Source organism: Bradyrhizobium ivorense, assembly GCF_900696085.1.
Lineage (GTDB): Bacteria > Pseudomonadota > Alphaproteobacteria > Rhizobiales > Xanthobacteraceae > Bradyrhizobium > Bradyrhizobium ivorense.
The window spans coordinates 40,330-65,862 of sequence record NZ_CAADFC020000007.1; the positions used below are offsets into that span (position 1 = coordinate 40,330).

20 protein-coding genes are annotated in these 25,533 nt (G+C 65.1%); 12 read left to right on the forward strand and 8 right to left on the reverse strand.

From position 1 onward, the window contains the following. Window positions 1-44: 44 nt before the first annotated feature. Window positions 45-1,013 carry a Bug family tripartite tricarboxylate transporter substrate binding protein gene (locus CI41S_RS10520; RefSeq protein ID WP_139858900.1) on the forward strand — a complete coding sequence of 323 codons (969 nt, stop codon included), beginning with the start codon at window positions 45-47 and terminating at the stop codon, window positions 1,011-1,013. Between the two features lie 380 nt (window positions 1,014-1,393). On the opposite strand, the gene CI41S_RS10530 is transcribed toward CI41S_RS10520, so the two are convergent. Next, window positions 1,394-2,698 carry an adenylate/guanylate cyclase domain-containing protein gene (locus tag CI41S_RS10530; RefSeq protein ID WP_139480822.1) on the reverse strand — a complete coding sequence of 435 codons (1,305 nt, stop codon included), beginning with the start codon at window positions 2,696-2,698 and terminating at the stop codon, window positions 1,394-1,396. Between the two features lie 312 nt (window positions 2,699-3,010). On the opposite strand from CI41S_RS10530, the gene CI41S_RS10535 reads away from it, so the two are divergent. Continuing rightward, on the forward strand, window positions 3,011-3,856 hold the full coding sequence (locus tag CI41S_RS10535; protein ID WP_139858902.1) for a class I SAM-dependent methyltransferase: 846 nt from the start codon (window positions 3,011-3,013) through the stop codon (window positions 3,854-3,856). 18 nt (window positions 3,857-3,874) lie between these two features. On the opposite strand, the gene CI41S_RS10540 is transcribed toward CI41S_RS10535, so the two are convergent. Then, window positions 3,875-4,768, reverse strand: coding sequence for a LysR family transcriptional regulator (locus CI41S_RS10540; RefSeq protein ID WP_139480825.1), 894 nt, complete (start codon window positions 4,766-4,768; stop codon window positions 3,875-3,877). Between the two features lie 97 nt (window positions 4,769-4,865). Here CI41S_RS10540 and CI41S_RS10545 point away from each other — a divergent pair, with 97 nt between their 5' ends. Then, a complete protein-coding gene (locus CI41S_RS10545; protein WP_139858904.1) occupies window positions 4,866-5,618 on the forward strand; it encodes a sulfite exporter TauE/SafE family protein in 753 nt (250 codons plus the stop codon). A 142-nt stretch (window positions 5,619-5,760) separates the two neighbouring features. After that, window positions 5,761-6,003, forward strand: a complete 243-nt coding sequence (locus tag CI41S_RS10550; protein ID WP_139480829.1) for a hypothetical protein — start codon at window positions 5,761-5,763, stop codon at window positions 6,001-6,003. Between the two features lie 860 nt (window positions 6,004-6,863). Here the strand turns inward: CI41S_RS10550 and CI41S_RS10555 are convergent. The 3 genes from CI41S_RS10555 to CI41S_RS10565 all read right to left on the reverse strand — a co-directional run bounded on the left by CI41S_RS10555 (window position 6,864) and on the right by CI41S_RS10565 (window position 9,511). Beyond that, window positions 6,864-7,847 carry a carbon-nitrogen hydrolase family protein gene (locus tag CI41S_RS10555; protein WP_139858906.1) on the reverse strand — a complete coding sequence of 328 codons (984 nt, stop codon included), beginning with the start codon at window positions 7,845-7,847 and terminating at the stop codon, window positions 6,864-6,866. Window positions 7,848-7,861: 14 nt separating this feature from the next. Beyond that, window positions 7,862-8,389, reverse strand: a complete 528-nt coding sequence (locus tag CI41S_RS10560) for a tautomerase family protein (protein WP_139480834.1) — start codon at window positions 8,387-8,389, stop codon at window positions 7,862-7,864. Between the two features lie 102 nt (window positions 8,390-8,491). Beyond that, window positions 8,492-9,511: a GlxA family transcriptional regulator gene (locus CI41S_RS10565; protein ID WP_139480836.1), complete on the reverse strand. Its 1,020-nt coding sequence runs from the start codon at window positions 9,509-9,511 to the stop codon at window positions 8,492-8,494. A gap of 191 nt (window positions 9,512-9,702) precedes the next feature. Between CI41S_RS10565 and CI41S_RS10570 the strand changes: the two genes are divergently transcribed. The 4 genes from CI41S_RS10570 to CI41S_RS10585 are packed head-to-tail and all read left to right on the forward strand — an operon-like array spanning window position 9,703 to window position 14,037. Then, the gene (locus CI41S_RS10570; RefSeq protein WP_139858908.1) at window positions 9,703-10,437 is read left to right on the forward strand and encodes a FadR/GntR family transcriptional regulator; all 735 of its coding nucleotides are present in this window, start codon (window positions 9,703-9,705) and stop codon (window positions 10,435-10,437) included. Next, on the forward strand, window positions 10,430-11,581 hold the full coding sequence (locus CI41S_RS10575) for an acyl-CoA dehydrogenase family protein (protein WP_139858910.1): 1,152 nt from the start codon (window positions 10,430-10,432) through the stop codon (window positions 11,579-11,581). The genes CI41S_RS10570 and CI41S_RS10575 overlap by 8 nt, the downstream gene beginning before the upstream one ends. A 1-nt stretch (window position 11,582) precedes the next feature. Further along, a complete protein-coding gene (locus tag CI41S_RS10580; protein ID WP_139858912.1) occupies window positions 11,583-12,815 on the forward strand; it encodes a CaiB/BaiF CoA transferase family protein in 1,233 nt (410 codons plus the stop codon). After that, window positions 12,808-14,037 (forward strand): ABC transporter substrate-binding protein, encoded by a 1,230-nt coding sequence (locus tag CI41S_RS10585; RefSeq protein WP_139858913.1) that lies wholly within the window; start codon window positions 12,808-12,810, stop codon window positions 14,035-14,037. The genes CI41S_RS10580 and CI41S_RS10585 overlap by 8 nt, the downstream gene beginning before the upstream one ends. Before the next feature lie 145 nt (window positions 14,038-14,182). Here CI41S_RS10585 and CI41S_RS10590 read toward each other — a convergent pair whose 3' ends face one another. Further along, window positions 14,183-14,818: a LysE family translocator gene (locus tag CI41S_RS10590; RefSeq protein WP_139858914.1), complete on the reverse strand. Its 636-nt coding sequence runs from the start codon at window positions 14,816-14,818 to the stop codon at window positions 14,183-14,185. A 254-nt stretch (window positions 14,819-15,072) separates the two neighbouring features. On the opposite strand from CI41S_RS10590, the gene CI41S_RS10595 reads away from it, so the two are divergent. Next, on the forward strand, window positions 15,073-16,875 hold the full coding sequence (locus CI41S_RS10595; RefSeq protein ID WP_139858915.1) for an adenylate/guanylate cyclase domain-containing protein: 1,803 nt from the start codon (window positions 15,073-15,075) through the stop codon (window positions 16,873-16,875). A 52-nt stretch (window positions 16,876-16,927) separates the two neighbouring features. Continuing rightward, entirely contained in the window at window positions 16,928-17,587 is a 660-nt protein-coding gene (locus CI41S_RS10600) for a hypothetical protein (RefSeq protein ID WP_139858916.1), read from the forward strand. A gap of 18 nt (window positions 17,588-17,605) precedes the next feature. Here CI41S_RS10600 and CI41S_RS10605 read toward each other — a convergent pair whose 3' ends face one another. Further along, window positions 17,606-18,553: an alpha/beta fold hydrolase gene (locus CI41S_RS10605; protein WP_139858917.1), complete on the reverse strand. Its 948-nt coding sequence runs from the start codon at window positions 18,551-18,553 to the stop codon at window positions 17,606-17,608. A 217-nt stretch (window positions 18,554-18,770) separates the two neighbouring features. On the opposite strand from CI41S_RS10605, the gene CI41S_RS10610 reads away from it, so the two are divergent. Further along, the gene (locus CI41S_RS10610; protein ID WP_172627984.1) at window positions 18,771-19,244 is read left to right on the forward strand and encodes an Hsp20 family protein; all 474 of its coding nucleotides are present in this window, start codon (window positions 18,771-18,773) and stop codon (window positions 19,242-19,244) included. A 167-nt stretch (window positions 19,245-19,411) separates the two neighbouring features. Here CI41S_RS10610 and CI41S_RS10615 read toward each other — a convergent pair whose 3' ends face one another. Then, window positions 19,412-20,194 carry a hypothetical protein gene (locus CI41S_RS10615; RefSeq protein WP_139858919.1) on the reverse strand — a complete coding sequence of 261 codons (783 nt, stop codon included), beginning with the start codon at window positions 20,192-20,194 and terminating at the stop codon, window positions 19,412-19,414. A 473-nt stretch (window positions 20,195-20,667) separates the two neighbouring features. Here CI41S_RS10615 and gltB point away from each other — a divergent pair, with 473 nt between their 5' ends. Further along, a complete protein-coding gene (gltB, locus tag CI41S_RS10620) occupies window positions 20,668-25,407 on the forward strand; it encodes a glutamate synthase large subunit (protein ID WP_139858920.1) in 4,740 nt (1,579 codons plus the stop codon). Window positions 25,408-25,533 lie beyond the last annotated feature (126 nt).

Below are 25,533 nucleotides of genomic sequence, written 5' to 3' on the forward strand. Positions count from 1 at the left end.
GCGCTCATTCTGGCGGCAACCACAAAAGTCAGGGACGGGCGCACATGACGAGTTGCGGCAGACTGCTGGCAGGACTGCTCCTGCTTCTCGCGCCCATCACCGCATCAGCCCAGGACTACCCTGCCAAGCCGATCCGCCTGATCGTGCCGTTCCCGGCCGGCGGGCCGAACGACATCATTGCGCGGGTGGTCGGGCAGAAGATGTCGGAACTCTTCAAGCAAACCATCATCGTAGACAACCGCGGCGGCCAGGGCGGCGTGCTCGGCACCGACGCGGTCGCCAAGGCCGCGCCCGATGGCTACACCATCGCGATCACCAGCGTCGGCGCGCTCGCAATCAGCCCGAGCATGGAGAAGGTCGCCTACGACACCTTGAAAGACCTCGCGCCGGTGACGCTGGTGGCCACCGTCCCGGAGATGCTGGTCGTCGCCGGCAATGTGCCGGCGAAGAACATGAGCGAGCTGGTCGCGTTGGCCAAGGCGCAGCCGGGCAAGCTCAACTTCGCCTCCACCGGTCCCGGCGGCCTGCCGCATCTCGCCGGCGAATTGTTCCGCCTGACGGCGAAGATCGACATCGTGCACGTGCCCTATCGCGGCGCCGCGCCGGCGATGAACGATCTGCTGGGCCAGCAGGTGCAGATGACCTTCCTCGACCTGCCGGTGATCCTGCCGCAGATCAAGGCCGGCGCGCTGCGCCCGATCGCGCTCGGCGGCCGGGTGCGCGCCCCGACCGCGCCCGACGTGCCGACCACGGCGGAGGTCGGCATGCCCGATCTGATTATCGAGAACTGGTACGGCATGGTCGCGCCGGCCGCGACGCCGCCGGCGATCATCGCAAAACTGAACAGGATCGCCACCGAGGCGATGGCGGACGCTGCAGTGAAGGAAAAGCTCGCCGAGCAGGGCCTGACGATGGCCCCCGACACGCCGGAGCATTTTCGCGACTTCATCGCCGCCGACATCAAGAAGTGGGCGAAGGTGATTAAGGACGCCGGTGTGGTGACGGCGAAGTAGTCAGAGCGGATTTCATCAAGGTCCGCCGCAGCCCGCGAAGCGGTCGTTGCCGTCATCGCGCGCCGTGAGGTGAGCACGCCGGTCAGGCTCCCTCTCCCCTTGCGGGAGAGGGTGGGGAGAGGGGTAGCCCCGAGCGAAGATGCCTGAAACAGGTCGATGCTACATCAATCAAGCGTCGCGCTCACCGCTGAGTGTCCTTCGCGTTCAACAAGCAGCGGAGCCAGCGGCACCCCTCTCCCTAACCCTCTCCCGCAAGGGGAGAGGGAACCCGCGCGCCGGTGGCCTCCTTACATTGACGTCCCGCACCTCTGCGCTCCGGCGCGCGAATGCGTGAGGGGCCGACGGCATCAATCCGATCTTGATCAGATGACAACGGCGCATCACCGTTCGACGGCAAAGACGCGCCAGTCTCCAGGGACACCCTTGAGCGATTGATTGCCGCGGTCACCAAAACGCAAACCCGACCCCGCCACCAGGTCCTTGACCGTGCCCGACACCAGCACCTCGCCGGCGCCGGCGAGCGCCGCCACGCGCGCTCCGATGTGGACGGCAATGCCGCCGATATCATCGCCGATCATTTCGCACTCGCCGGTGTGAAGGCCGGCGCGGACTTCGATACCCAACGACCTGGTTTCGTCGGCGATGGCGCACGCGCAGCGCACACCGCGCGCCGGACCGTCAAAGGTTGCCAGAACGCCGTCGCCGGTCGTCTTGATTTCGCGGCCGCGGAAGCGCGAGAGGATGCGCCGGATCGCGGCGTGATGCGTGTCAAGGAGGTCACGCCAGCGGTGATCGCCGAGCGCGGCGGCTTTTTCGGTCGAGGCGACGATGTCGGTGAAGAGCACCGTGGCAAGCACGCGGTCGACCGCGACCGGCGCTCGTGAGCCGGTCAGAAATTCCTCGATCGCATCGGCGATCTCGCCGGCATTTTCGCCGATGAATGGAAGGTGGTCGACCCCAGGCAACTCGAGATAGCGGGCGCCCGGAATATGCGCGGCGAAAAACCGGCCGCCCTCCAGGCTGACGGTCTTGTCGTCGGTCCGGTGAATGACGAGGGTCGGGACCCGGATCGTCGAGACGATGTCGCTGATGTCGATCAGATGGTTCATGCGCGCGTACGCGGCGGCGCCGGCAGGGCTCATCGACACTCGCTCGTTCTTGCTCCACCAGCGCTTGAACGCGGTATCGTTTACGCGGGAGCGCGCAAATTTTACCACGCTGCCGCCGCTGCCCCAGCCAAGCTGGATATACCCGAGACTTTCCTCCAGCGTCGTCAGAGTGAATGTCGTTGCCGGATAGGCGTTGCAGAGCACCAGCGCGCGGCAGCGATCGGGATAGGTCGCGGCGAACAGCGCCGACATCGTGCCGCCTTCGGAGAAACCCAGAAGCGCCGCCTGCTCCATGCCGGTGGCGTCCATCACCGCCCGCAGGTCGTCCATTCGCTGGTCCAGGCCCGGGAAGTCAGCAACTCGATCCGACAGGCCCGTGCCGCGCTTGTCGAACATCACCACCCGGGCGTAGCGCGCGAGGCGCAGCAGCCAGCGACTCACCTCCGGTTCGTCCCACCAGTGCTCGACATTCGTAAAGCCCGGCGGCGCGAAGACAACGTTCAGCGGACCCTCGCCGAACACTTGATAGGCGATGTGAACGTCGCCGCTCTTGGCGTACCGGGTGTCTGGCTGCATTGACCACCCCCACCTGCCGGGACTTTCCGGCCGCCCGAGCTTATAGCAACCGCGCCGATTGCAGGGAGCGACTCAATGTCTCTGGGCGCGGCGCTCAGCGCTGCGCCTCGGCGCGCAAATGCTCCACGACCTGCTTGGCCGGCCGCGGCATGATGTCACCGCGCGGCCCGTAGCACTTCCGGGACTTGCGGGTCATGATCTCCGCGGATCGGCAAAAGCGGTTTTCGCGGTCATTTCAGCCCGCTTTGGAAATACTGTGCGGCCCGTGACGATAATTTCCTCAGCCCTTTTCAGAACCAGGATATTCGCCAAATGCCAGAGATTACACCCAATCCCCGTGGAGCAGAGTTTTGGAACAGCACCATGGGACACGCATGGGTTTCGCAGCAGGCCGTGATCAGTGACGTCTTCACGTCGGTCACGAACGTCAGCCTGGATGCTGCGTCGGCAAAGCGGGGCGAGCATGTGGTCGACATCGGATGCGGCACCGGTGACACGCTGTTGGCGTTCGCCAAGGCCGTTGGCCCGTCAGGCGCTGCGTTGGGTGTCGATATTTCGGCACCGATGCTGGATCTCGCCAAGCACCGTGCCGCCGAGGCGGACTTCGGCAACGTGACCTGCGCGCTGGCCGACGCAACGTCCTATCCTTTCGAACCGCGCTGGGCGGATCTGGTCTATTCGCGTTTTGGCCTGATGTTCTTCGGCGACCCGGCCAAGGCCTTCGCCAATATCCGCAGCGGCATGAAAGCGGACGGGCGGCTGGTGTTTGTCTGCTTTCGGACGATGCCCGAGAGCCCGTGGTTCTGCGTACCGATCGAGGCGGCACGACCGCATCTGCCGCCGCAGCCGCCCGCGGATCCATTGGCGCCGGGGATGTTTTCCTTCGCGCACGAGGAGCGCGTTCGCGGCATCCTCACCACGGCAGGGTTTCGTGAGATTGCAATCAAGCCCACCGACGTACCGATCCACGGCAAGGACGTTACGCAAAGCATGGCCTTTATCACGCAGGCGGGCCCCCTGCCTGCGCTGCTCGAAAATGCCTCCGATGAGCAGCGACATCGCGCTATCGAAGCAGTACGCAACGCGCTCGCCGCGGGCATCGGAGCGGATGGCCGCGGCCTGCATGTTGGTCTGTGGCTCGTGTCGGCGTTGGCGTAGCGAGACCGAGGCAGCCTGTCACCGCTGCGCTTCAGCCCGCAGATGCTCGACGAGCTGCTTGGCCGGCCGCGGCAGTGCCTTGAAGCTGCGGGCGCAAATCGTCAGCCGGCGGTTGGCCCAGGCGTCGCGGATCCGGATCGTCACGATCGGCATCGAAGCCGCGCAGCGCCGTGCCGCGGTTTCCGGAATCACGGCGATGCCGACATCGGCGGCGACCATCTGGCAGATCGCGTCGAAGCCGCGCAGCCGGGCGCGGAAGCGCAGGCGGGCCCCGAGCTTGGCGGCATGCCGGGAGATATGGACCTGCAGCGCCGAGGTTGCGGTCAGCCCGACGAAATCGCGGCCGACCACCTCCTGAAAATCGATCTGGCGGCGGCCGCCGAGATCGCTGCGCCGCGATGCCACCAGCATCAGCTTGTCCTCGCTGAACAGGAAGCGCTCGACGCTGTCGGGCAGCACGTGCTCCGCCGCGAAGCCGAGATCGGCGGCGCCGCTGGCGATGGCGTCCGCGATGTCGGTGCTCTCGCGCTCCTCGACGTCGACGCTGATGTCGGGATGCTCGTGCAGAAAATTGGCCAGCGCCCGCGGCAGATGCTCCGACAGCCCCGAGGTGTTGGCGAGCAGCAGCACGTTGGCGCGGACGCCGGAGGCATAGGCGGCGAGATCGCCCTGCAGCGCCTCGACATTGTGCAGCACGATGCGGGCGTGGCCGAGCAGGCTCTCGCCGGCCGCGGTCAGCTCGACGCCGCGGCGCCCGCGCTTGAGCAGCGCCACGCCGAGCGCGTCCTCGAGGCCCTTGATCCGCTCGCTGGCCGAGGCCAGCGCCAGATTGGCGCGCGCCGCGCCATGGGTGATGCTGCGTGCATCGGCCACCGCGATGAACAGCTGCAAATCGACCAGGTCAAACCGCATGATGGTTCCCCCCTCGCCCGCAGCCATCGCAATGGCCGAAGGCTAACTCCGTAAGCTCCAGATTGTGCCGATTGCCGCGATCGGTCAATGTGCAGCCATGGTCGACCATCTGCTGATCTTGATCGCCTTCGCCTTCCTGCTCGCCGGTTTCGTCAAGGGTACGCTCGGCCTCGGCCTGCCGACCGTGGCGATGGGGCTGCTCGCCACCACGATGTCGCCGGGCCGCGCGATCGCGATCGTGATCGTGCCGGCGATCGTCACCAACATCTGGCAGACCTTCGTCGGCCCCTATCTGCGCGACATCCTGCGCCGGCTGTGGCCGCTGATGCTCGGCACCGTGGCCGGCATCTGGCTCAATGCGGGGCTGCTGACCGGACCTTACGCGGCCTACGGCACCGTCGTGCTCGGGCTCTTGCTGGTGATCTATGCCATCGTGGGCCTCAGCCGGTTCAGCTTCAAGGTCGCACGGCGCCACGAGAAATGGGTCGGCGGCATCGTCGGCCTGATCACCGGCGTGATCTCGGCCGCGACCGGCGTTCAGGTAATCCCGTCGATGCCGTTCATGCAGGCGATCGGCATGGAGCGCGACGAGCTGGTGCAGGCGCTCGGCGTGTTTTTCACCACCGCGACGGTGGCGCTGGCCTTCAACCTCACCGCATCCGGCCTCTTGACGGCCGCCACCGCGCTGCCGGGCGCGGTCGCGATGGCGGCCTCGTTCGCCGGCATGTTGATCGGCCAGGCGGTGCGCACCCGGATGCAGCCGGATGTGTTCCGGCGCTGGTTCTTGATTTCGATGATCCTGCTCGGCCTCTATCTCGCCGCCAGCGCGCTGCTCAAGCTGCACGGCTGAGCGCGCGCAATAGCGGTGACAACAAGTAGCCCCCATGAGCGGAGCGACATGCGGGACTTCGTTAATCCCCGCACATCGCTTCGCTCATGCGGGCTACGCTACGGCGAAACACGTCCAGCAGGCGCGACCGCCGAGAATAGGGTTGGACAAGACGGCCGAGCTGGCCTTAAGTATCGCGCATTGCGGGCATGCAGGCCGCTGGGCGGTTCTGGCCATGGACTGGTCCTATTATCTCGTGGGCGTCGTGATTGTCCTGCTCCTCCTTGCCTATCGTCTGCACGGCGGGTTGTTCAGGAAGGATACGCTGCGCGACCAGAAACTTAATCGATTGATCGATGAACGCGTCGAGCGGATGAATCTGACGCGCGACAAGAAGCCCGACTGATCGTCCCGCACGCCTCTCCTTGATCAAATCCAGTAGCCCGCATGAGCGCAGCGATATGCGGGGCTTTGTGAAACCCGCATGTCGCTGCGCTCATGCGGGCTACGCTTGCACCTCTGCTTGGTCAAAGAAAAAGGGCCGCTCGAACGAACAAGCGGCCCAAGTCTAGGGAGGAAACGCCCTCAAGGAGGGCCGCGACAGCGCAAAGCGCCGCCGCACGAACCCCATATAGTCGTTCACAGGCTTCGGGAAATAGTCGGACGCGCAAGGCAGCAACGCTGCTGCGCGCCTTGAATCTGGGCCTCGCCAACATAAATCGCCGTAGGGGTACCCCCGACCGCGGGATCTGCGGTTTCCTGTCCTTCAAAGGGGTGCCGCAAAGCGGCCATGGCGCCGGATGGTGTCAGCCTTGGAGCGCCAGGCCCCTCCCCCTCACATGCCTTTGGAACCCGCCTGTTTCCGGACAGTTATTGGGGTCTGCAGCTTTGCGAGAGGTTTGAACACATGACTCGGCCGCTGGCAGTTCTCGCATTTCTCGCCCTCTGCATCCCGCCGGGCGCAGCATCCGCATCTCAGTGGAAGCCGCCGGGCAGCCAGGCGTCCGATTTCAGCTCGCGTCAGCGCTGCGTGTGCGGCAGCACATGGCACAGACACGCCCGCATCATCAGCTACAGGCACTACCGGCTGAGAACGGCATATCTGATCGGCTATGATCCTCTGCCATACCGTTACGGCTCGACCTACGTCTTCGAACCGCCGTACCGTTATTATCGGCGGTAGCAAGCAGCAAGTCGCCCGCATGAGCGACGCGGCACGCGGGACTTCGTGAAACCCGCATATCGCTTCACCCATGCGGGCGACGCTTACTCCCACATGTCGGGGCCGACACGCGCGGCGAAGCCGCAGTCGATGACGCGATCCTGCGGATCGCGGTCGACGATCAGCCGCAGCAGGTTGGGGCGCGAGTAGTGGCCACCGATATCGCACAGCGCCTTGGCGGCGAGCACGACTTCGCGCGATCCCTCGGCGATCAGGATGGTCTCGCCCTGGGCAGGCCCGGCGATGATCTCGCCGCGCGGATCAATGATCACGCTGTCGCCGCCGTACTCGATCGTCGACAGCTCGCGATAGCGTTCGGGCGTCGCCGCGTGCGACCGCATGCCGCCGACGGCAATGACGTAGCAGCCGGCCTGGGATGCGAACGCGCGCGACAGCAGAAGCTGACGGGGCCAGAGCGGCGTGGGTGACGGCGGCGCCACGGCCGGCTCTCGTCCGGGCCACGCCGCGACGTGAATCTGCGTGCCCTGCGCGGCCAGCGCATAGCCCGGCAGCATCGTGTTGTGCTCCCAGCAATTGAGCCCGCTGATCCTGCCATAGGGCCTGTCATGCACGCGCAGGCCCACCGCGTCGCCGTCAGCCCATACCGAACGCTCGTTGAAGGTCGGCTTGAGCTTGCGATGACGGCCGATGATCCGGCCCTCACGGCCGACGAACAGCAGCGTGCAGTAGACCGTGCCCTTCGTCACGGCGTCCCGTTCGGCGATGCCGATGACGACATCGATGCCCGCGTCCGCGGCGGCCTCGCACAGGCGATCGGTCGCGGGCGACGGAATGTCGACGGCGTGGTCGAGATAGTCCGCCATCGCCCGAAAAGTGTTTGCGCCAGTCGGCGCGTGGCAGAAGAACGGATAGCCGGGCAACCAGGCCTCGCCGAATGCGGCGATCGTCGCTCCCATGGCGCCGGCCTCGCCGATCAGGCGGCAGGCCTTCTCCAGCGAAGCCGCGCGATCGAACGGTACCGCAGCGGCCTGGATCGCCGCGAGCCTGAAATTCGCATCGATTGTCATGGCCTGCCGCCGCGTCACTCGACGCCCTTGCGGGCCGCATCGAGCGCGCCCGCAAGCAGTTCGACCGCTTTGACGCGCCGCCGCCGGGCAAGACGCGCTTCGCCGACCTTGCGCTCGTGCTCGCCGGCGATGAAGGCCTGGATGTCCGGCAGCGGACGAATGACGCCGCGGCTGCCCCACTGGCCATCGGGGACCTCGGTCGGGAATACCCAAACCTGCGGCGCCACCTCTTCGAACGAGCCGCCGGCGGCGCGCACCACCGCGTCGGTCACGTCCTTGACCAAGGCCGCCCGCGAGGCTTCGGTGTACTGCCCCTCGGGCACCGAAGGGACGATGCGGTAGCGCGGCGACGGCGACGGCGCGCCCGCCACATAGACCGCGGCCGGTCGATGCAGGAATACGACGGTCACACTCTGCGCGACCTTGTTCGCCGGGTCGAATCCTTCGTGACCGATCAGGATGTCGCCGAGCTCCCTGATCAGCCGCGCTTCCGCGTCCGGGTTGAGGGCGCCTTCGGGAATTGTCACGTCGATCATCGGCATTGGGAGACCTCCTGCTGTTGCCTGCACGAGGTCTATGCGCGAGGCGCTCGCGACAGCAGTGGCAGGATCGCCATTCTCAGGGCAAATTCGGACAGAGCATCTTCAGGCGGCCGGTGCCGCGTGCGCGGTAGCACGCGCAAACCGGCGCTGATATTCGCGCGGTGAAAGTCCGGTTTCACGCTTGAACAGGCGGCGAAAGGTCGACAGATCGCTGTAGCCGACGCGCGCGCTGACGGCGTCGAGCTTCAGCCGCCTGGATTCGATCAGGCGCTTGGCCACATCGACGCGCAGCGCCTGCAGATATTGCAGGGGTGCTTCGCCGACCGCCAGCTTGAAACGGCGATTCAAGGTACGCTCACTGACGGAGAGATCGCGCGCAAGTCTGGCGAGACTGAAGCCCCGTTGCAGCGACTTTTCCATCAGGCTCTGCGCCCGCGCGACCAGCGCGTCGGAGTGCCTGATGTCGTGGGTCCGGCTGGCATAGGACGCCTGCGACACGCGGTTGCTGTCGATCAGCAGCAGCTTGCCGGTCTCCGCAGCCAGTTCGGAGTCGGCGAAGGTCTCGACCAGCCGCAGCGCAAGATTGAGCGAAGTGGTCACCGCGCCCGAGCAGACGATCCGGTTCTGCTCGGTGAGGATCTCGGCGACGCGCAGATCCACCGCCGGGTAGCGCATCGCGAATGTCCGCCCCTTCGCCCAATGGGTGGTTGCGACCCGGCCGTCGAGCAGGCCGGCCTCGGCGAGGATGAAGCTCCCCGTGCAATAGGACGCGAGCAGGGTGCCGCGCTCATGCTGCCGCCGCAGCGCCGCGAGCAAGGGCTCGACCGTATCGAGCCGCGTGAAGAAGCGCTCGATATCGCCGACGAACGGCCCGGGAATGATCACCGCATCCGCCTCAGACCGTGCGTTGATCCGGCCATCGACGTCGACGATCTGGCCGGACGCCGTTTGAACCGACCGACCATTCAGCGACTCGATGCGCCACCGCAGCACTGGCGGCCTGACGTTGTCGCGCAACGGCCGCCTCGCCGCCACCGCGTTGGCGGCGGTGAACACGTCGACGATGCCCGCTACGCCCGAAGCAAGGATGCCGTCGTAGACCCAAATTCGGATGAGTGGCATGTTGTGTCCGATCCTGCACAATATGGTTCGATTCTGCCATCGCCGGCGCGACCGGGCAAGCGGTCGCCCCGCCGTCCCTGCGGCCACGACGACGGAGAAATAGCTGCGCAACGGCGGGCGCCTTTCACGGCGCCGCTTCCGGGGTAAGCTGATCGCTTGCATTGGTCCAACCATTGGGGTATAGGACCTTTATGAACTTCACAATCGTCAAATCGATGCGCCTTTTCGAAGAGGTCTCGCGCCAAATCGGCGAGCAAATTCAGTCGGGCAGGCTATTGCCTGGCGAGAAACTGCCCAACGAAAGGGACCTCGCCTCGACCTTCGCTGTCAGTCGGCACGTCGTGAGAGAGGCCCTGCGTTCGCTCGAGTCTCTCGGCCAGATCGAGTTGCGCAAAGGCGCCGCAGGAGGCGCGTTCGTCGCAAACGGCGGTCCCCAACCCTTGACCAAAATCATGCAAGGCATGGTGGCCGTTGGCGGGGTGGATTTGGAGCAATTGACGGAAGCCCGCCTGGCGATCGAAACGGCAGTGATCCGAGCTGCCTGCGACGCGGCTGACGAAGCGGGACTGGCCGCCCTCGATGCCAATATCGATGAAGCCGAGCGTCAAACGCTTGCTGGACACTCAACGCTGAAGACGCAGATCAACGTCCACTTTCACATCCTGGTCGCGGAGCTGACCGGCAATCCGATCCTCATCATGATGATGCGATCGTTGATGAGCATCCTGAGCGACTTCATCGCTGAGTTCGGATCGGTCATGGGCGTCGATGTCATTCGATCCCGCAGGCGCTTCATGAAGCATATGCGAGCCCGGAACGCCGAGCGCGCCGCCGGCGAGATGGAGTCGCACCTGAAGATTCTGCATCAACACTATCTGGATGCGGCGGCGCAAGCGGCCAGGACAAGAGGAAAGCTAAATGGCTGACGCGGAAACTCTTCGATCAATGGTGGATCAAACCAGGCGCCTGGTGCGCGAAGAACTGATCCCTGCAGAGGAATGGGTCGAGGAACACGACGAGATCCCTGGTCACATCGTCGATCGCCTCAGGCAATTCGGCTACTTCGGCATGACGATTCCCGAAAATTACGGAGGGCTCGGCCTGTCGATGTTCGAGGAGGTCAGCGTCGTCTGCGAGATCGGCTACGCTTCGCCCGTGTTTCGCTCCTATTTCGGTACCAGCAACGGCGTCGGCACCCTGGGCATCATCATCGATGGAACCGAGGAGCAGCGCAGAGAATATCTTCCGCGTATCGCGGCCGGCGATCTCGTCGCTTCCTTCTGCCTCACCGAGCCTGGGGCAGGCTCTGATGCCGCCTCGCTGACGACAAGAGCAACGCGGGATGGCGACGGATACGTCATCAACGGCACGAAGCGGTTCACGACCAATTCGCCCCATGCCGGAATCTTCACCGTCTTCGCGCGGACCGGTCCGAAGGAGCAGAAGACATCAGGCATTTCCGCATTTCTTGTCGAGCGAGGCACGCCCGGGATCACGATCGGGCCGCGCAACAAGAAGATGGGATTTCGCGGCGCGCACACGGCCGACGTCATCTTCGAAGATTGCCGGGTACCGGCTACCTCACTCTTGGGTGGGCGAGAAGGCGTCGGTTTCAAGACCGCAATGAAGTCGCTCGACCATGCGCGACTTCACATGTCGGCCGTTGCGACAGGCTTGAGCGAGCGCATCATCGACGAGGGCGTGCGTTACGCCTCGCAGCGCGTCCAGTTCGGCGAGCCGATCGCCAATTTCCAGCTCATCCAGGGCATGCTCGCAGATTGCGAAGCGGAGGCGCTTGCGTCCCGCGCGATGGTCGAACGCGTCGCACGCATGCGCGACGATGGACGGGGCGTCACCAAGGAGACCGCCTGCTGCAAATATTTCACGACGGAAGCCCTTGGCCGCATTGCCGACCGCGTCATGCAAATTCATGGCGGTTACGGCTATATCAAGGAATATCCGATTGAACGGCTGTTCCGAGACGCGCGCTTGCTGCGCATCTACGAAGGCACAAGCCAAATCCAGCAACTGATTATCGCGCGCGAGATGCTCAAGGAAAAGGCCGCATAGCGTGGCCGGACCTCTGCAAGGCATTCGCGTTCTCGACCTGACGACGGTGGTGATGGGCCCCTACGCCTGTCAGTTGATGGGGGACTACGGCGCTGAGGTCATCAAGGTCGAGTCGCCTGACGGCGACGTGATGCGATTGTCCGGCCCCATGAAGAGTCCCGGCATGGGCCACCTGTTCATGTCGACCAATCGCAGCAAGCGCTCCGTCGTGATAGACCTCAAGGCTGCCGAAGGGCGGGATCTGCTGCTTCGGCTCGCGAAGCAAGCGGATGTCCTGCTCTACAATATCCGTCCACAGGCGATGGCTCGCCTTGGTCTGGGATATGAGGATCTTCGCGCCGCAAACCCGAGGCTCGTCTATGTCGGCGCATTCGGATTTAGCCAGCGCGGTCCCTATGGAGCACGTCCCGCCTATGATGATCTGATCCAGGGAATGTCAGGGATTCCCTGGCTGTCTCTCCAGGCAGGAGCGGCGGAGCCGCGCTATGCACCCGTCATCCTCGCCGACCGTATCGTCGGCCTACAGGTTGCCTTTGCCACAATGGCCGCGATACGCCATCGCGACATTAGCAATGAGGGACAGCGCGTCGATGTGCCGATGTTCGAGAACCTGTTGACCATCGTCCTTGGCGAACATCTTGCTGGCTCGCTCTTCGAGCCGCCGATCGGCGAATCCGGGTATCAGCGGAGCCTCGCGCATAACCGGCGTCCTCATCGAACGCTCGATGGATACGTTTGTACGCTTGTGTACACCGACAAGCACTGGCGCAGTTTCTTCGCGGCGATCGGGCAGCCTGAAATGTTCGAGAAGGACGCGCGGTTCTCCTCCCAGAACGAACGCCTGACACACATCAACGAAGTCTACGGATATCTCGCTGATGTCCTGGCCACGCGCACCACTGCGAACTGGATAGAAACACTCACGGAAGCCGACATTCCCGTGGCGCGGATGAACTCGATCGACGAGATCCTCGGCGATGAGCATCTTCACGCCATAGATTTCTTTCGGACGTTCGCGCACCCGTCGGAAGGCCCGATCAAGGACATGGCCATTCCGACCGAATGGTCGACTTCGCAGCCCGAAGTCTCCCGGCACGCGCCGAGGCTAGGTGAACATACGGTCGAGGTTTTGGCCGAAGCCGGGTTGGACGCCCGGACCATCACCGAACTGTTGAAGAAAAAAGTCGTCAGATCCGCAAAGGATCGTTTTGTCGGGAAGGAAGACCATGACTAGGAGAGTTGCGTTCGTCATCGCCGCGTTAGCGGTTCTTGCATCAACGCCGCCTTTCGGCGGGGCCGCGATCGCGGAGGATGTGAGCGGCCCCGTCAAGCTGGCCGTGCTCGACGACATGAGTGGCCCTTATGCCGAGAATTCCGGGCAAGGCAACGTCCTTGCCGTACGAATGGCCATCAAAGATTTTGGCGGCTCACTGCTCGGCGAGCCCATCGAAATGACGTCCGCCGATCTCCAGAACAAGGTCGACGTCGGCATGAGCATGGCGCGCAAATGGTTCGACGTGGAAGGCGTCGATGCGATCCTCGGGATGGGTAGCTCGGCCGCGGCGCTCGCAGTCCAGAAACTCGCTGCCGACAAGAACAGGATCACGCTCGCCACAACCGCCGCGACCGCCGAACTGACCGGGAAATCCTGCTCGCCCACTGGAGCCCACTGGGTTTACGACACATATGCGCTCGGCAAAGGCGCGGCCACCGCGGTCGCCGCTCAAGGCGGGAAGAGCTGGTATTTCGTGACTGCCGATTACGCCTTCGGACATGCGCTGGAAGCGAGCGCCGCGACTTTCGTCAAAGCGCTCGGCGGAACGGTGCTGGGCGCCGTGAGACATCCGCTCAATACGTCGGATTTTAGCTCATTCCTGTTGCAGGCCCAGAATTCCAAGGCGCAGATTATTGGCGTGGCGAATGCCGGCAACGACACCATCACCGCCCTCAAACAAGGAGCCGAATTCGGCATTCAGGAGGGCGGCCAAAAAATGGTCGGTCTTTTGATGCAGGTCACCGAAATTCACTCGCTCGGCCTCAAGGCAACCAAGGGGCTTCAGTTCATCGAAGCCTTCTACTGGGACCAGAACGATGAGACGCGCGCCTTCTCGAAGCGCTTCTGGCAGGAGTACAAACAACCGCCGACGCAGGTGCAGGCCGGCACCTATAGCGCTGCCATGCACTACCTGAAAGCGGTTAAGGCCGCGGGCACCAAGGAGGCCAAGGCCGTCATGGCAAAGATGAAAGAGATGCCCATCAACGACTTCATGACAAAAAACGGCAGCATCCGTGACGACGGGCGCGTAATCCGGGACATGTATCTATTGGCAACCAAGGACCCTTCCGAGTCCAAGGGCGAGTGGGATCTCATGAGGGTCGCCGCCACAATTCCTGGCAAAGACGCCTTTCGTCCATTGAGCGAAAGCGAATGTCCGCTCGTTCGGCAGACCAAATAGCCCGGATCTCGCTTGTTAGGACCGCCTCTCGGTCCGAGCACCGCCGTTTCTGGAATACTGGATCACCCGCGGATGCGCATGCGCGGGTAACGGCACCGCGTTATTCGGCTGCTGAGTGCAAACAATCCGCAGCGCCGTTCCCGCCCTAGCGCGCCTCCAGCATCGCGACGCGGACGCCGAGATAGACGAACAGGCCGCCGAGCGAGCGATTGATCCAGGTGATCACGCCGGTGGATTGCCGGATGCGGCTAGCGGCGCGCGCCGCGAAGGCGGCGATGCCGAAACACCACAGCGTGCCTGTTGTGATGAAGATCAGCCCGAGCGTCAGGAAAGCCAGCGTCTTGTGCGGCGAATCGGCCGCCACGAATTGCGGCAGGAAGGCCAGGAAGAACAGCGCCACCTTGGGATTGAGAATGTTGGTCAGCGCGCCCTGCCAGAACACCCGCGCGACCGTGGTCTCGCCGCCCTCCTCGGCAGCTGCCGTGACCGGCTTGGCGCGCGACAGCAGCATCTGCAGGCCGGTCAAGACCAGATAGGCCGCGCCGACCAGCTTGACGGCGAGGAAGGCGGTCGACGACGCCATCAGCAGCGCCGAGAGCCCGATCGCCGCGCCCAGCACATGAACCAGGCAGCCGCCGCTGATTCCGAGCGCTGCGGCGGCCCCGCCGCGCCAGCCGAGCTGAATCGTGCGCCCAATGATATAGGCGGTGTCCGGCCCCGGCGTGATGTTGAGCAGCAGGCCGGACAGGACAAAGAGCCAGAGTTCGTGAATTCCAAGCATGTCAGGGACACTAACCTATGTGAGTAACCGCGTGTAATAAAGCCGAAAGGACGATTGAGCAGACTAGCGTGCCATCCCAACGACATACGAATTCAGTAGACAAACGGATTGTTCGGTCCGTTCGCCGCATGCCAATTCTTGCTACAATGCATTATAGGTGCCTACAAACCGAGCTTCCGCCGGACCCAACCTGTCCTGTAAGTATCGGATTCGGTCACGTCGGCTAGGGTGGCCAATTCCAAGGCACAAGAAACATGGAACGACGGCTCGCTGCCATCCTTTGCGCTGACATCGCCGGCTATTCCCGCATGATGGGGATGGACGAGGCGGGCACGCATGCCGCGTTCAAGGCCCATCGCAGCGCGATCTACCCGATTATCCTCAACCACGGCGGCCGAATCGTCAAAAACACCGGCGACGGCTTCCTGCTGGAGTTTCCCAGCATCATCGGCGCGATCGAGGCCGCGGTCGCCATGCAGACCATGATGGCTGAACGCAACGAACATTTGCCAGCCGACCGGGCCATGCATTTCCGCATGGGGGTCCATATGGGCGACGTCATGGCCGACGAGGACGAGGTGTTCGGCGACGACGTCAACATCGCCGTCCGGCTCGAGACGGTCGCGGCCCCCGGCGGCATCGCGGTCTCGGACAAGGCCCGCACCGAGGCCGGGCGGCGGCTTGCCGTCATCCTGGTCGATGCCGGCCCGCACCGCTTCAAGAACATCGCCGAGCCGATCAATGTCTGGACTTGGGCGCCGGCCGGATCCGACATCCAGGACGAAAAGGCCCCGCAGGACGGCCCGCATCTGCCGGCGCAGTACCGCACCGCGATCGTCGGCGTGCTGCCGTTCGACAACCTCTCGGGCAGCGCCGACGAGTACTTCTCCGACGGCCTGACCGAGGACCTGATCCACGCGCTGTCGCTGCAATCCTTCTATCGCGTGCTCAGCCGCAACTCGACCTTCGCCTACAAGGGCAAGAACGTTTCGACCCGCCTGATCGCGCGCGAGATCGACGCCACCTATCTGATCCAGGGCTCGGTGCGCCGCGCCGGCAACAAGATCCGCGTCACCGCCGAGCTGATCGCGCCGGAAAAGGGCGAGCAGCTGTGGACCGGCCGCTACGACCGCGACATGGGCGACCTGTTCGCGATGCAGGACGAGATCACCGCCAATCTCTCCGCCGCGGTCGCCCAGGAGATCTACCGCGCGGAGGCCTCGGCGCCGGCACGCACGCCGAACTCCGAATTGACCGCCTGGGACCGCTTCCTGAAGGGGCTGTCGCATTATTACCACCAGACCAAGGACGATTTCGAAACCGCGATCGCGCTGTTCAAGGAGGCGATCGAGCTTGATCCCGCGCTGTCGATCGCGCGCGCCTATCTCGCGCTGATCCAGATCCAGGGCGTCCAGTTCGGCTGGATCCAGAGCACCCGCGAGCTGTGGGCGTCGTCGGTCAGCCTCGCCGAGAGTAGCGTCCGGCTCGACCCGCGCTCCTCGTTCGCATTCCAGCTGCTGGCCTATCTGCACGCGATGCAGGGCCATTACGAAGCTGCGATGGACGCCATCAAGCGGGCGATCGAGCTCAACCCCTACGACATGGGCGCGCGCGGCGTGCTCGGCATCTGCCACATGGTGATCGGCGATCATCGCAAGGCGGTCGAGCTGTTCTCGACGGCAGCGCAGCGCGGCAACAGCGATCCGCGCTACCAGTTCGCGGCGCTGAACACCTTCAGCCACTATCTGCTGGGGCAATATGACGCGTCGCTGTCATGGTCGCGCGAGCAGCTCTACCTCAACCCGAACCATCTGCAGTGCCTGGCGGTGCGTGCCGCCGCACTCGCCCAGCTCGGGCGCGCGGATGAAGCCAAAGAGGCCGCCGAGGCGCTGCTGACCAACTATCCGGGGCTGACGGTCGAACGGCATCTGCGCAATTTCCACTGGAAGAACCCCGCCGACATCGCCCACTACCGCGAGGGCCTCTTGAAAGCCGGCGTCCCCTTCGGCAAACTCGCCTTGGTTGCATCGGCATCAAAGTTCGCCGTCGACTCCTGAGCGATCGCATCGCCAGGTCATTTTGGCTGACGACTTTTCAGGACCTGGTTTCATGACCGAGACGGCTCGCAGCGAAACCCCTGCCCCGCAGGTTTCGCCCAACAATCCCTGCCCGTTCCTGCGTGCGCTGGTCGCCGGCAACTATGTCGGCGGCCACATCGTGCCGCTACCGGAATTGACCGAGACGATCGGCCGCGCCACCGGCAAGACCGGATGGTCGGGCTTCGTCGCCCGCGCCAAGATCTTCGTGGTCGCACAGGGGGCGAACGGCTTTGGCCCGGTCAGCCAGCTGCGCAGCCTGTTCCGCGGCGCCATCCTCGACGAGCTGCGCAACGGTCCGCTCGACAAGCACGGCGCCGGCTCGCGCATTCTCGATCAGCATGCCGCGGTCCATGAGAGCGAGATCGAGCGTCTGGCGAGCTACGGTAGCGACCACGCGCGCCCCGACGGCGGTGTCGAGCGCGGGCTGTCGGCGTCGCAGATCAAGACCTTCATGGCGGAGAATTTTCAGCGCGACGCCAGCGAGCACTCCTCCTCCTGGACGATCCTGCATTACTACTACCGCGTGCTGATGCTCGGCGAATGGCCGGTGCTGCTCGACATCATGGGCAAGGGCGAAGGCAAGGATCGCTATCTCAGCGTCGACGAGGTCAGGACCCTGTTCGTGGAGCGGCGCTTTCCGGACCGGATCATCGCACTGCTGAACAGCTGACGCGTTTCGGGGCGCGGGTTATTTGAAGAGCGGCGTGCCCGGCACGAAGGCGTCGAACGCCGCCCAGAACTGGCCGCGGTAGCGGTCCTGCTCCTGCAGGATCTCGTGCTTGGCGCCGGCGATCACGAGGTGTGAGCCGGCGCGCAAATGATAGGCGAACTCCTCGATCGCCGCCGTCGACACCACCTCGTCATTGCTCGCCGCCAGCATCAGGATCGGCTGGCGGATGTCGGACGGGTAGGACGTGCCGCGGAAAGTGCGCATCGCGGTGAACGCGGTGTCAGCCCAGGCAATGGTCGGCGCGGCGATGCCGAGCGTCGGGTCCTCCTCCAGGATCGCGGCGTTGCGGGCATGGCGCACCGGATCGCTGGTCACGGGATTGCCGATGAAGGGCGCGGTGCCGACCAGCACGTCGTTGCCGCCCGGAACGTAGCGGCCGCCCTGCCCGGCGAGGCGCAGGATCCGCAGCAGCGTGCTCGGCAGCAGCGACACCCGGCGCCGCGGCAGATCGATCATCGGCGCCGACAGCACCATGCGGTCGAACCAGCGCTTGCCGGCATGCGCGATGCGCAGCATCACCGCGCCGCCCATCGAATGCGCCAGCGCGAAATACGGCGGCGGGCAATCCGGCAGCACCACCTGCTGCACGAAGGTCTCGACGTCGACCTCGTAGTCGGAAAAGTCGCGCACATAGCCCTTGCGCGGATCGCGCAGCCGCCGCGACGAGTGACCCTGGCCGCGCCAGTCGATCGTCGCCACCGCAAAGCCGCGGTCGCGCAGGTCGCGCACCGTCTCGAAATACTTCTCGATCATCTCGCCGCGACCGCCGAACACGCACACCGTGCCCTTGCGGCCGGGCGGCGGCGCCCAGCGTGCGAAGCGCAGCTCGGCCCCGTCGGGGGTCTTGATCGTGCCGCTGACAAATTCGTCCGGGACCGGATTGGCGGGAATCGAGACGAGCGTCATGCAGGAGACCGACTGGATGGAGCAGAGCGGAGATCAAGGGCGCCGGCGCGAAAAGCTGCGCGGTGTCCGCCTCTTGAACGCGACGTAGCTCCTCCCATATCACCTCAGTGCAGGCCGCTACCAGTGTTTCGGGCTCGAAACATCAGGCTGCACACGTCTAAGCCCGGCCCGATGGCGGGCGGGTAACTGAAACAGTCGCTCACTGGAGGACTATTCTATGCGTAGCTACGATCTCACGCCCTTCTACCGTTCCACCGTCGGCTTTGACCGCCTCTTCAACCTGCTCGACCAGGTGACCTCGGACGGCAGCCCCGGCTATCCCCCCTACAACATCGAGCGCACCGGCGAGAATGCTTACCGGATCAGCGTTGCGGTCTCCGGCTTCTCGCAGGCCGAGCTCTCCATCGTCGCGAAGGAAAACACGCTGACGATCAAGGGCGAGAAAACCGCCAACGAGAATTCGGGCAATCAGTCCGAGGTGCTCTATCGCGGCATCGCCTCGCGCGCCTTCGAGCGCGTCTTCCAGCTTGCCGACTTCGTGCAGGTGAAGAACGCCTCGCTCGAGAACGGCCTGCTCCATGTCGATCTCGTCCGCGAGATCCCCGAGGCCAAGAAGCCACGCAGCATTCCGATCAGCGGCGGCGAGAAGGCCCCGCAGGTCGTCGACGGCTCGGCCAAGGTCGCGGCCTGAGCAAGTCCAGCGTCAGCAGATATTGGCTGCACGCGAAACGCCCCGGGAAACCGGGGCGTTTTGTTTGGGGCTGCCGTAGCCCGGATGGAGCGCAGCGCAATCCGGTGAACACTCTCCGCGTCAAGATCGTCCCGGATATCGCTTCGCTCATCCGGGCTGCGGACCCCTCACTCCAGCCCCTGCACCTTCGGCATCTCCTGGGTCGGCAGGATCGCGGTCGCGGCGGGGGACGGCGGGGCGACCTTGCCGACGGTCGGCGCCGCCTCAGCCGGCGGGGCGGCTGCTGCGGCCTGGGCCTCGGCCGGCTTCGGCGCGGGGGCTGCCGGCTGCTGAGCGGGCGGCGGCGGGGCCGCCGCTTGGGTGGGTGCCGGCTCCGGCATCGCGGCCTGGGCGTTCGCCGGGGCCCCTGCAGACTTGGCGACTGCCAGCGGGCTGCGCTTCGGCACCGGCACCGCGCGCCTCGCGACATGCGGGATCGGCATCGGCGGGCGCGGCACCCGGGCCTGGATCGGTGGCGGCATCGGTTGGCCCGGCTCGGCCTGCCCGTAGGCCGGGGCAAAATCGTCGTCGAAATTGCTGCCCATCCGGTCGGCCGGAATGAAGCGGATGATGCGCCCGTCGCGGGCGTCGATCACCAGGCGGCCGTCCGCGCCGCCCTGGTCGATCACGGCGATCGTATAGGTGAAGCCGCGCTGCCGCGGGGCACCGAGCGGCAGATAACCGTTCTCCCGCAGCACGGTGTAGACCTCGACCGGCGGCAGCAGGCTCGGCAGCCGGCCATAGCGCGGCGGCGGCGGAACCTCCGGCATGGCGGCGTAGGGCCCGTCCATGTCCGACACCGCGATGTAGGGGGAGCTGCCGATCCGGCCCGGGGTCAGCAGCTGGGCCTGCGCGGCGGCCACGCTGAGCGCGAGGGCGGCGGCGGCGACCGATCCTGTGAACAACTTCATCACCGAAACTCCTGTCTGCCCCTCGCCCCGGGGAGCGTTTCCGCCCTCTTGCCGGCTTGCGTTCAGCGAAATTTCATTTTGAAATCCGGCAGTCCTTGGTCAGTGCTTGGGCCAGATCGGGGCGCGTTTGCTTCAAATCAGGGGCGCGAGGGGCCCCGAAGCCGCTCGGTCCAGACATGCGGACGAGGACTTTCACGCGCTTGTGTGATAGACAAAAATTTGGCAAGGTCGGAGTTAGGACAGCAAGACTGTCTCAATTTCGAGGCCATCCCGGCATAGGGATTGCAACGAGATCTCGGCGCCCCGAGCTCCGAGAATGCTGCAGGCACGGCCGTTCCACTGGGACGTTGAACGCCCGTCGTCTGAATTAAGGAAAATGCGGCTCGCGGCGGACGAGCGGTGGCCCCGGTGGGTGCCGCAACGTCCAAGGTGCGCCAAACACGGTGAGGCCCCTTACGCAAGGGAGAGGACACATGAGCGGGTCGGAATTCGAGCGCGAAATCATCGTGGCAGGAACGCTGCCGGCGACCGCGGACTCGAAAGCCGAGACCGCGCCTACTCCCGAGCTACACACCTGGCGCCCGAACGCCGAGGGCCTGTACGACCTCAGCCTGGAAAAGGATTCCTGCGGCGTCGGCTTCATCGCCAACATCAAGGGCAAGAAGTCGCATCAGATCGTCGCCGACGCGCTGAGCATTCTGTGCAACCTCGAGCATCGCGGCGCGGTCGGCGCCGACCCGCGCGCCGGCGACGGCGCCGGCATTCTGGTGCAGATCCCGCACACCTTCTTCGCACGCAAGGCAGGCGAGCTCGGCTTCAAGCTGCCGAAGCCCGGCGAATACGCCATCGGCGCGCTGTTCATGCCGCGCGATGCCGCCTGGCGCAACGTGATCAAGAGCATCATCGCCGACGAGATCAAGAACGAGGGCTTCAAGCTGCTCGGCTGGCGCGACGTGCCATCAGACAATTCCTCGCTCGGCGTCACGGTGAAGCCGACCGAGCCCTACCACATGCAGGTCTTCATCGGCCGCAACGGCGCCGCCAAGACCGAGGACGATTTCGAGCGCCGGCTCTACATCCTGCGCAAGTCGATCTCGCAGGCGATCTACCAGCGCCGCGACCGCGGCATGGCGGGCTACTATCCGTGCTCGCTGTCGTGCCGCACCGTGATCTACAAGGGCATGTTCCTCGCCGACCAGCTCGGTAAGTACTATCCCGACCTGCACGAGGCGGACTTCGAGAGCGCGCTGGCGCTGGTGCATCAGCGCTTCTCGACCAACACCTTCCCGACCTGGTCGCTGGCGCATCCCTACCGGATGATCGCCCACAACGGCGAGATCAACACGCTGCGCGGCAACGTCAACTGGATGGCGGCGCGGCAGGCCTCGGTGCATTCCGAGCTCTACGGCAAGGACATCAGCCGGCTGTGGCCGATCTCCTACGAGGGCCAGAGCGACACCGCCTGCTTCGACAACGCGCTCGAGTTCCTGGTGCAGGGCGGCTACTCGCTGCCGCACGCCGTCATGATGATGATTCCGGAAGCGTGGGCCGGCAATCCGCTGATGGATGAGCAGCGCCGCGCCTTCTACGAGTATCACGCCGCGCTGATGGAGCCGTGGGACGGCCCGGCCGCGATCGCCTTCACCGACGGCCGCAAGATCGGCGCCACGCTGGACCGCAACGGCCTGCGCCCGGCACGCTATCTCGTCACCAGCGACGACCGCATCGTGATGGCGTCCGAAATGGGCGTGCTGAAGATTCCGGAGGAGCAGATCGTCACCAAGTGGCGGCTGCAGCCCGGCAAGATGCTGCTCGTCGATCTCGAGCAGGGCCGCCTCATTCCCGACGACGAGATCAAGGCCGACCTCGCCAAGAGCCATCCCTACAGCGACTGGCTGCATCGCACCCAGACCCAGCTCGAGGAGCTGCCGGATGCGCCGGCCAAGGGCGTGCGCTCCAACCTGCCGCTGCTCGATCGCCAGCAGGCGTTCGGCTACAGCCAGGAAGACATCACCATCCTGATGACGCCGATGGCGGCGACCGGCGAGGAAGCCGCCGGGTCGATGGGCAACGACACGCCGATTTCGGCGCTGTCGGACAAGCCCAAGCAGCTGTTCACCTACTTCAAGCAGAACTTCGCCCAGGTCACCAACCCGCCGATCGATCCGATCCGCGAGGAGCTGGTGATGAGCCTCGTCTCGATCATCGGGCCGCGGCCGAACCTGTTCGACCTGCAGGGCCTCGCCTCGACCAAGCGCCTCGAAGTTCGGCAGCCGATCCTGACCGACGCGGATCTGGAGAAGATCCGCTCGATCTCCGACGTCGCCGAGACCCACTTCAAGTCGCGCACCCTCGACACCACCTTCCACGCCGGATTCGGCGCGGCGGGCATGGAGCAGGTGCTCGACGAGCTCTGCGCGCGCGCCGAGGGCGCGGTGCGCGAGGGCATCAACATCATCATCCTGTCCGACCGGATGACCGGCACCGACCGGATCCCGATCCCGTCACTGCTGGCCTGCGCGGCCGTGCATCATCATCTGATCCGCACCGGCCTGCGCACCTCGGTCGGCCTCGTCGTGGAATCCGGCGAGCCGCGCGAGGTGCATCATTTCGCCTGCCTCGCCGGCTACGGCGCCGAGGCGATCAACCCCTATCTCGCGTTCGAGACCATCCTCGCGATGAAGGACCGGCTGCCCGGCGCGCTCGACGACTACGAGATCGTCAAGCGCTACATCAAGTCGATCGGCAAGGGCCTGCTCAAGGTGATGTCCAAGATGGGCATCTCGACCTACCAGTCCTATTGCGGCGCGCAGATCTTCGACGCGGTCGGCCTCAAGGCCGACTTCGTCGCCAAGTATTTTGCCGGCACTCACACCCGCATCGAAGGCGTCGGCCTCGCCGAGATCGCCGAGGAGACGGTGCGGCGCCACAGCGACGCGTTCGGTGACGGCCACGTCTACAAGAGCGCGCTCGACGTCGGCGGCGAATACGCCTTCCGCACCCGCGGCGAGGACCATGCCTGGACCGCGGAATCGGTCTCGACGCTGCAGCATGCCGTGCGCGGCAACTCGCTGGAGCGCTATCGCGCGTTTGCAAAGATTCTCAACGAGCAGTCGGAGCGGCTGCTGACGCTGCGCGGCCTGTTCCGGATCAAGAGCGCCGAGGACGACAAGCGCAAGCCGGTCAAGCTCGAGCAGGTCGAGCCGGCCAAGGAGATCGTCAAGCGCTTCGCCACCGGCGCAATGTCGTTCGGCTCGATCTCGCGCGAGGCCCACACCACGCTGGCGATCGCGATGAACCGGATCGGCGGCAAGTCCAACACCGGCGAAGGCGGCGAGGAATCCGACCGCTTCAAGCCGATGCCGAACGGCGACAGCATGCGCTCGGCGATCAAGCAGGTCGCCTCGGGCCGCTTCGGCGTGACCACGGAGTATCTCGTCAACTCCGACATGATGCAGATCAAGATGGCGCAGGGCGCCAAGCCCGGCGAAGGCGGCCAGCTGCCCGGCCACAAGGTCGACGCGACGATCGCGCGCGTGCGGCATTCGACGCCGGGTGTCGGCCTGATCTCGCCGCCGCCGCATCACGACATCTACTCGATCGAAGACCTCGCGCAGTTGATCTACGACCTCAAGAACGTCAATCCCGACGGCCAGGTCTCGGTCAAGCTGGTGTCTGAAGTGGGCGTCGGCACGGTTGCGGCGGGCGTCGCCAAGGCGCGCGCCGACCATGTCACCATCGCGGGCTTCGAGGGCGGCACCGGTGCTTCGCCGCTGACCTCGATCAAGCATGCCGGCTCGCCGTGGGAGATCGGGCTTGCCGAAACCCACCAGACGCTGGTGCGCCAGCGGCTGCGCAGCCGCATCGCGGTGCAGGTCGACGGCGGCTTCCGCACCGGCCGCGACGTCGTGATCGGCGCGCTGCTCGGCGCCGACGAGTTCGGCTTCGCCACCGCGCCCTTGATCGCGGCGGGCTGCATCATGATGCGCAAGTGCCACCTCAACACCTGCCCGGTCGGCGTCGCCACCCAGGATCCGGTGCTGCGCAAGCGCTTCACCGGCCAGCCCGAGCACGTCATCAACTACTTCTTCTTCGTCGCCGAGGAAGTCCGCGAGATCATGGCGCAGCTCGGCTACAAGACCTTCGACGAGATGATCGGCCAGGTCCAGATGCTGGACCAAACCGCGCTGGTCTCGCACTGGAAGGCCAAGGGGCTGGATTTCTCGAAGCTGTTCGTGCGGCAGCCGGAGGAGAAGGGCCAGAAGATCTATCACTCCGAGACCCAGAACCATCATCTGGAGGCCGTGCTCGACCGCCGGCTGATCGAGAAGGCGCAGGCCGCGCTCGACCGCGGCGCGCCGGTCAAGATCGAGGAGGAGATCAACAACACCGACCGTTCCGCCGGCGCGATGCTGTCGGGCGCGGTGGCCAAGATCTACGGCCATGAGGGCCTGCCGCTCGACAGCATCCATGTCAGCCTGAAGGGCACCGCCGGACAGGCGTTCGGCGCCTGGCTCGCCAAGGGCGTCACCTTCGAGCTCGAGGGCGAAGGCAACGACTATGTCGGCAAGGGCCTCTCCGGCGGACGCATCATCGTCAAGCCGCCGAAGGTCTCCGGCATCGTGCCGGAGGAGTCGATCATCGTCGGCAACACCGTGATGTACGGCGCGATCGAGGGCGAGTGCTACTTCCGCGGCATCGCCGGCGAGCGCTTCGCGGTGCGCAATTCGGGCGCGGTCGCGGTGGTCGAAGGCGCCGGCGATCATTGCTGCGAATACATGACCGGCGGCATCGTGGTGGTGCTCGGCAAGACCGGGCGCAACTTCGCGGCCGGCATGTCCGGCGGCATCGCCTACGTGCTGGACGAGGCAGGCGACTTCGACAAGCTGTGCAACCTGTCGATGGTCGATCTCGAGCCGGTGCTGTCGGAGGAGATGATCAACGCCGACACCTACCACCACTCCAGCGATCTCGAGGCTCATGGCCGGGTCGACGTGTTCCAGAACCTGCTCGACTCCGACGTCGAACGGCTGCACGTGCTGATCACGCGTCACGCCAAGCTGACCGGCTCGAAGAAGGCCGCCGAGATCCTCGCAAACTGGAAGACGTGGCTGCCGAAATTCCGCAAGGTGATGCCGGTGGAGTACCGCCGCGCGCTGAAGGAAATGAAGGCGAACGCCGACGCCGAGCCGAAGATCGCGATCGGCGCGTAACACCACCACGCGTCATTCCGGGGCGCGCGAAAGCGCGAACCCGGAATCTCGCAAGGCAATTTCGAGGTTTCGGGTCTGCGCCTCAAGGCGCATCCCGGAACGACGGACAACGACGAACACATGATG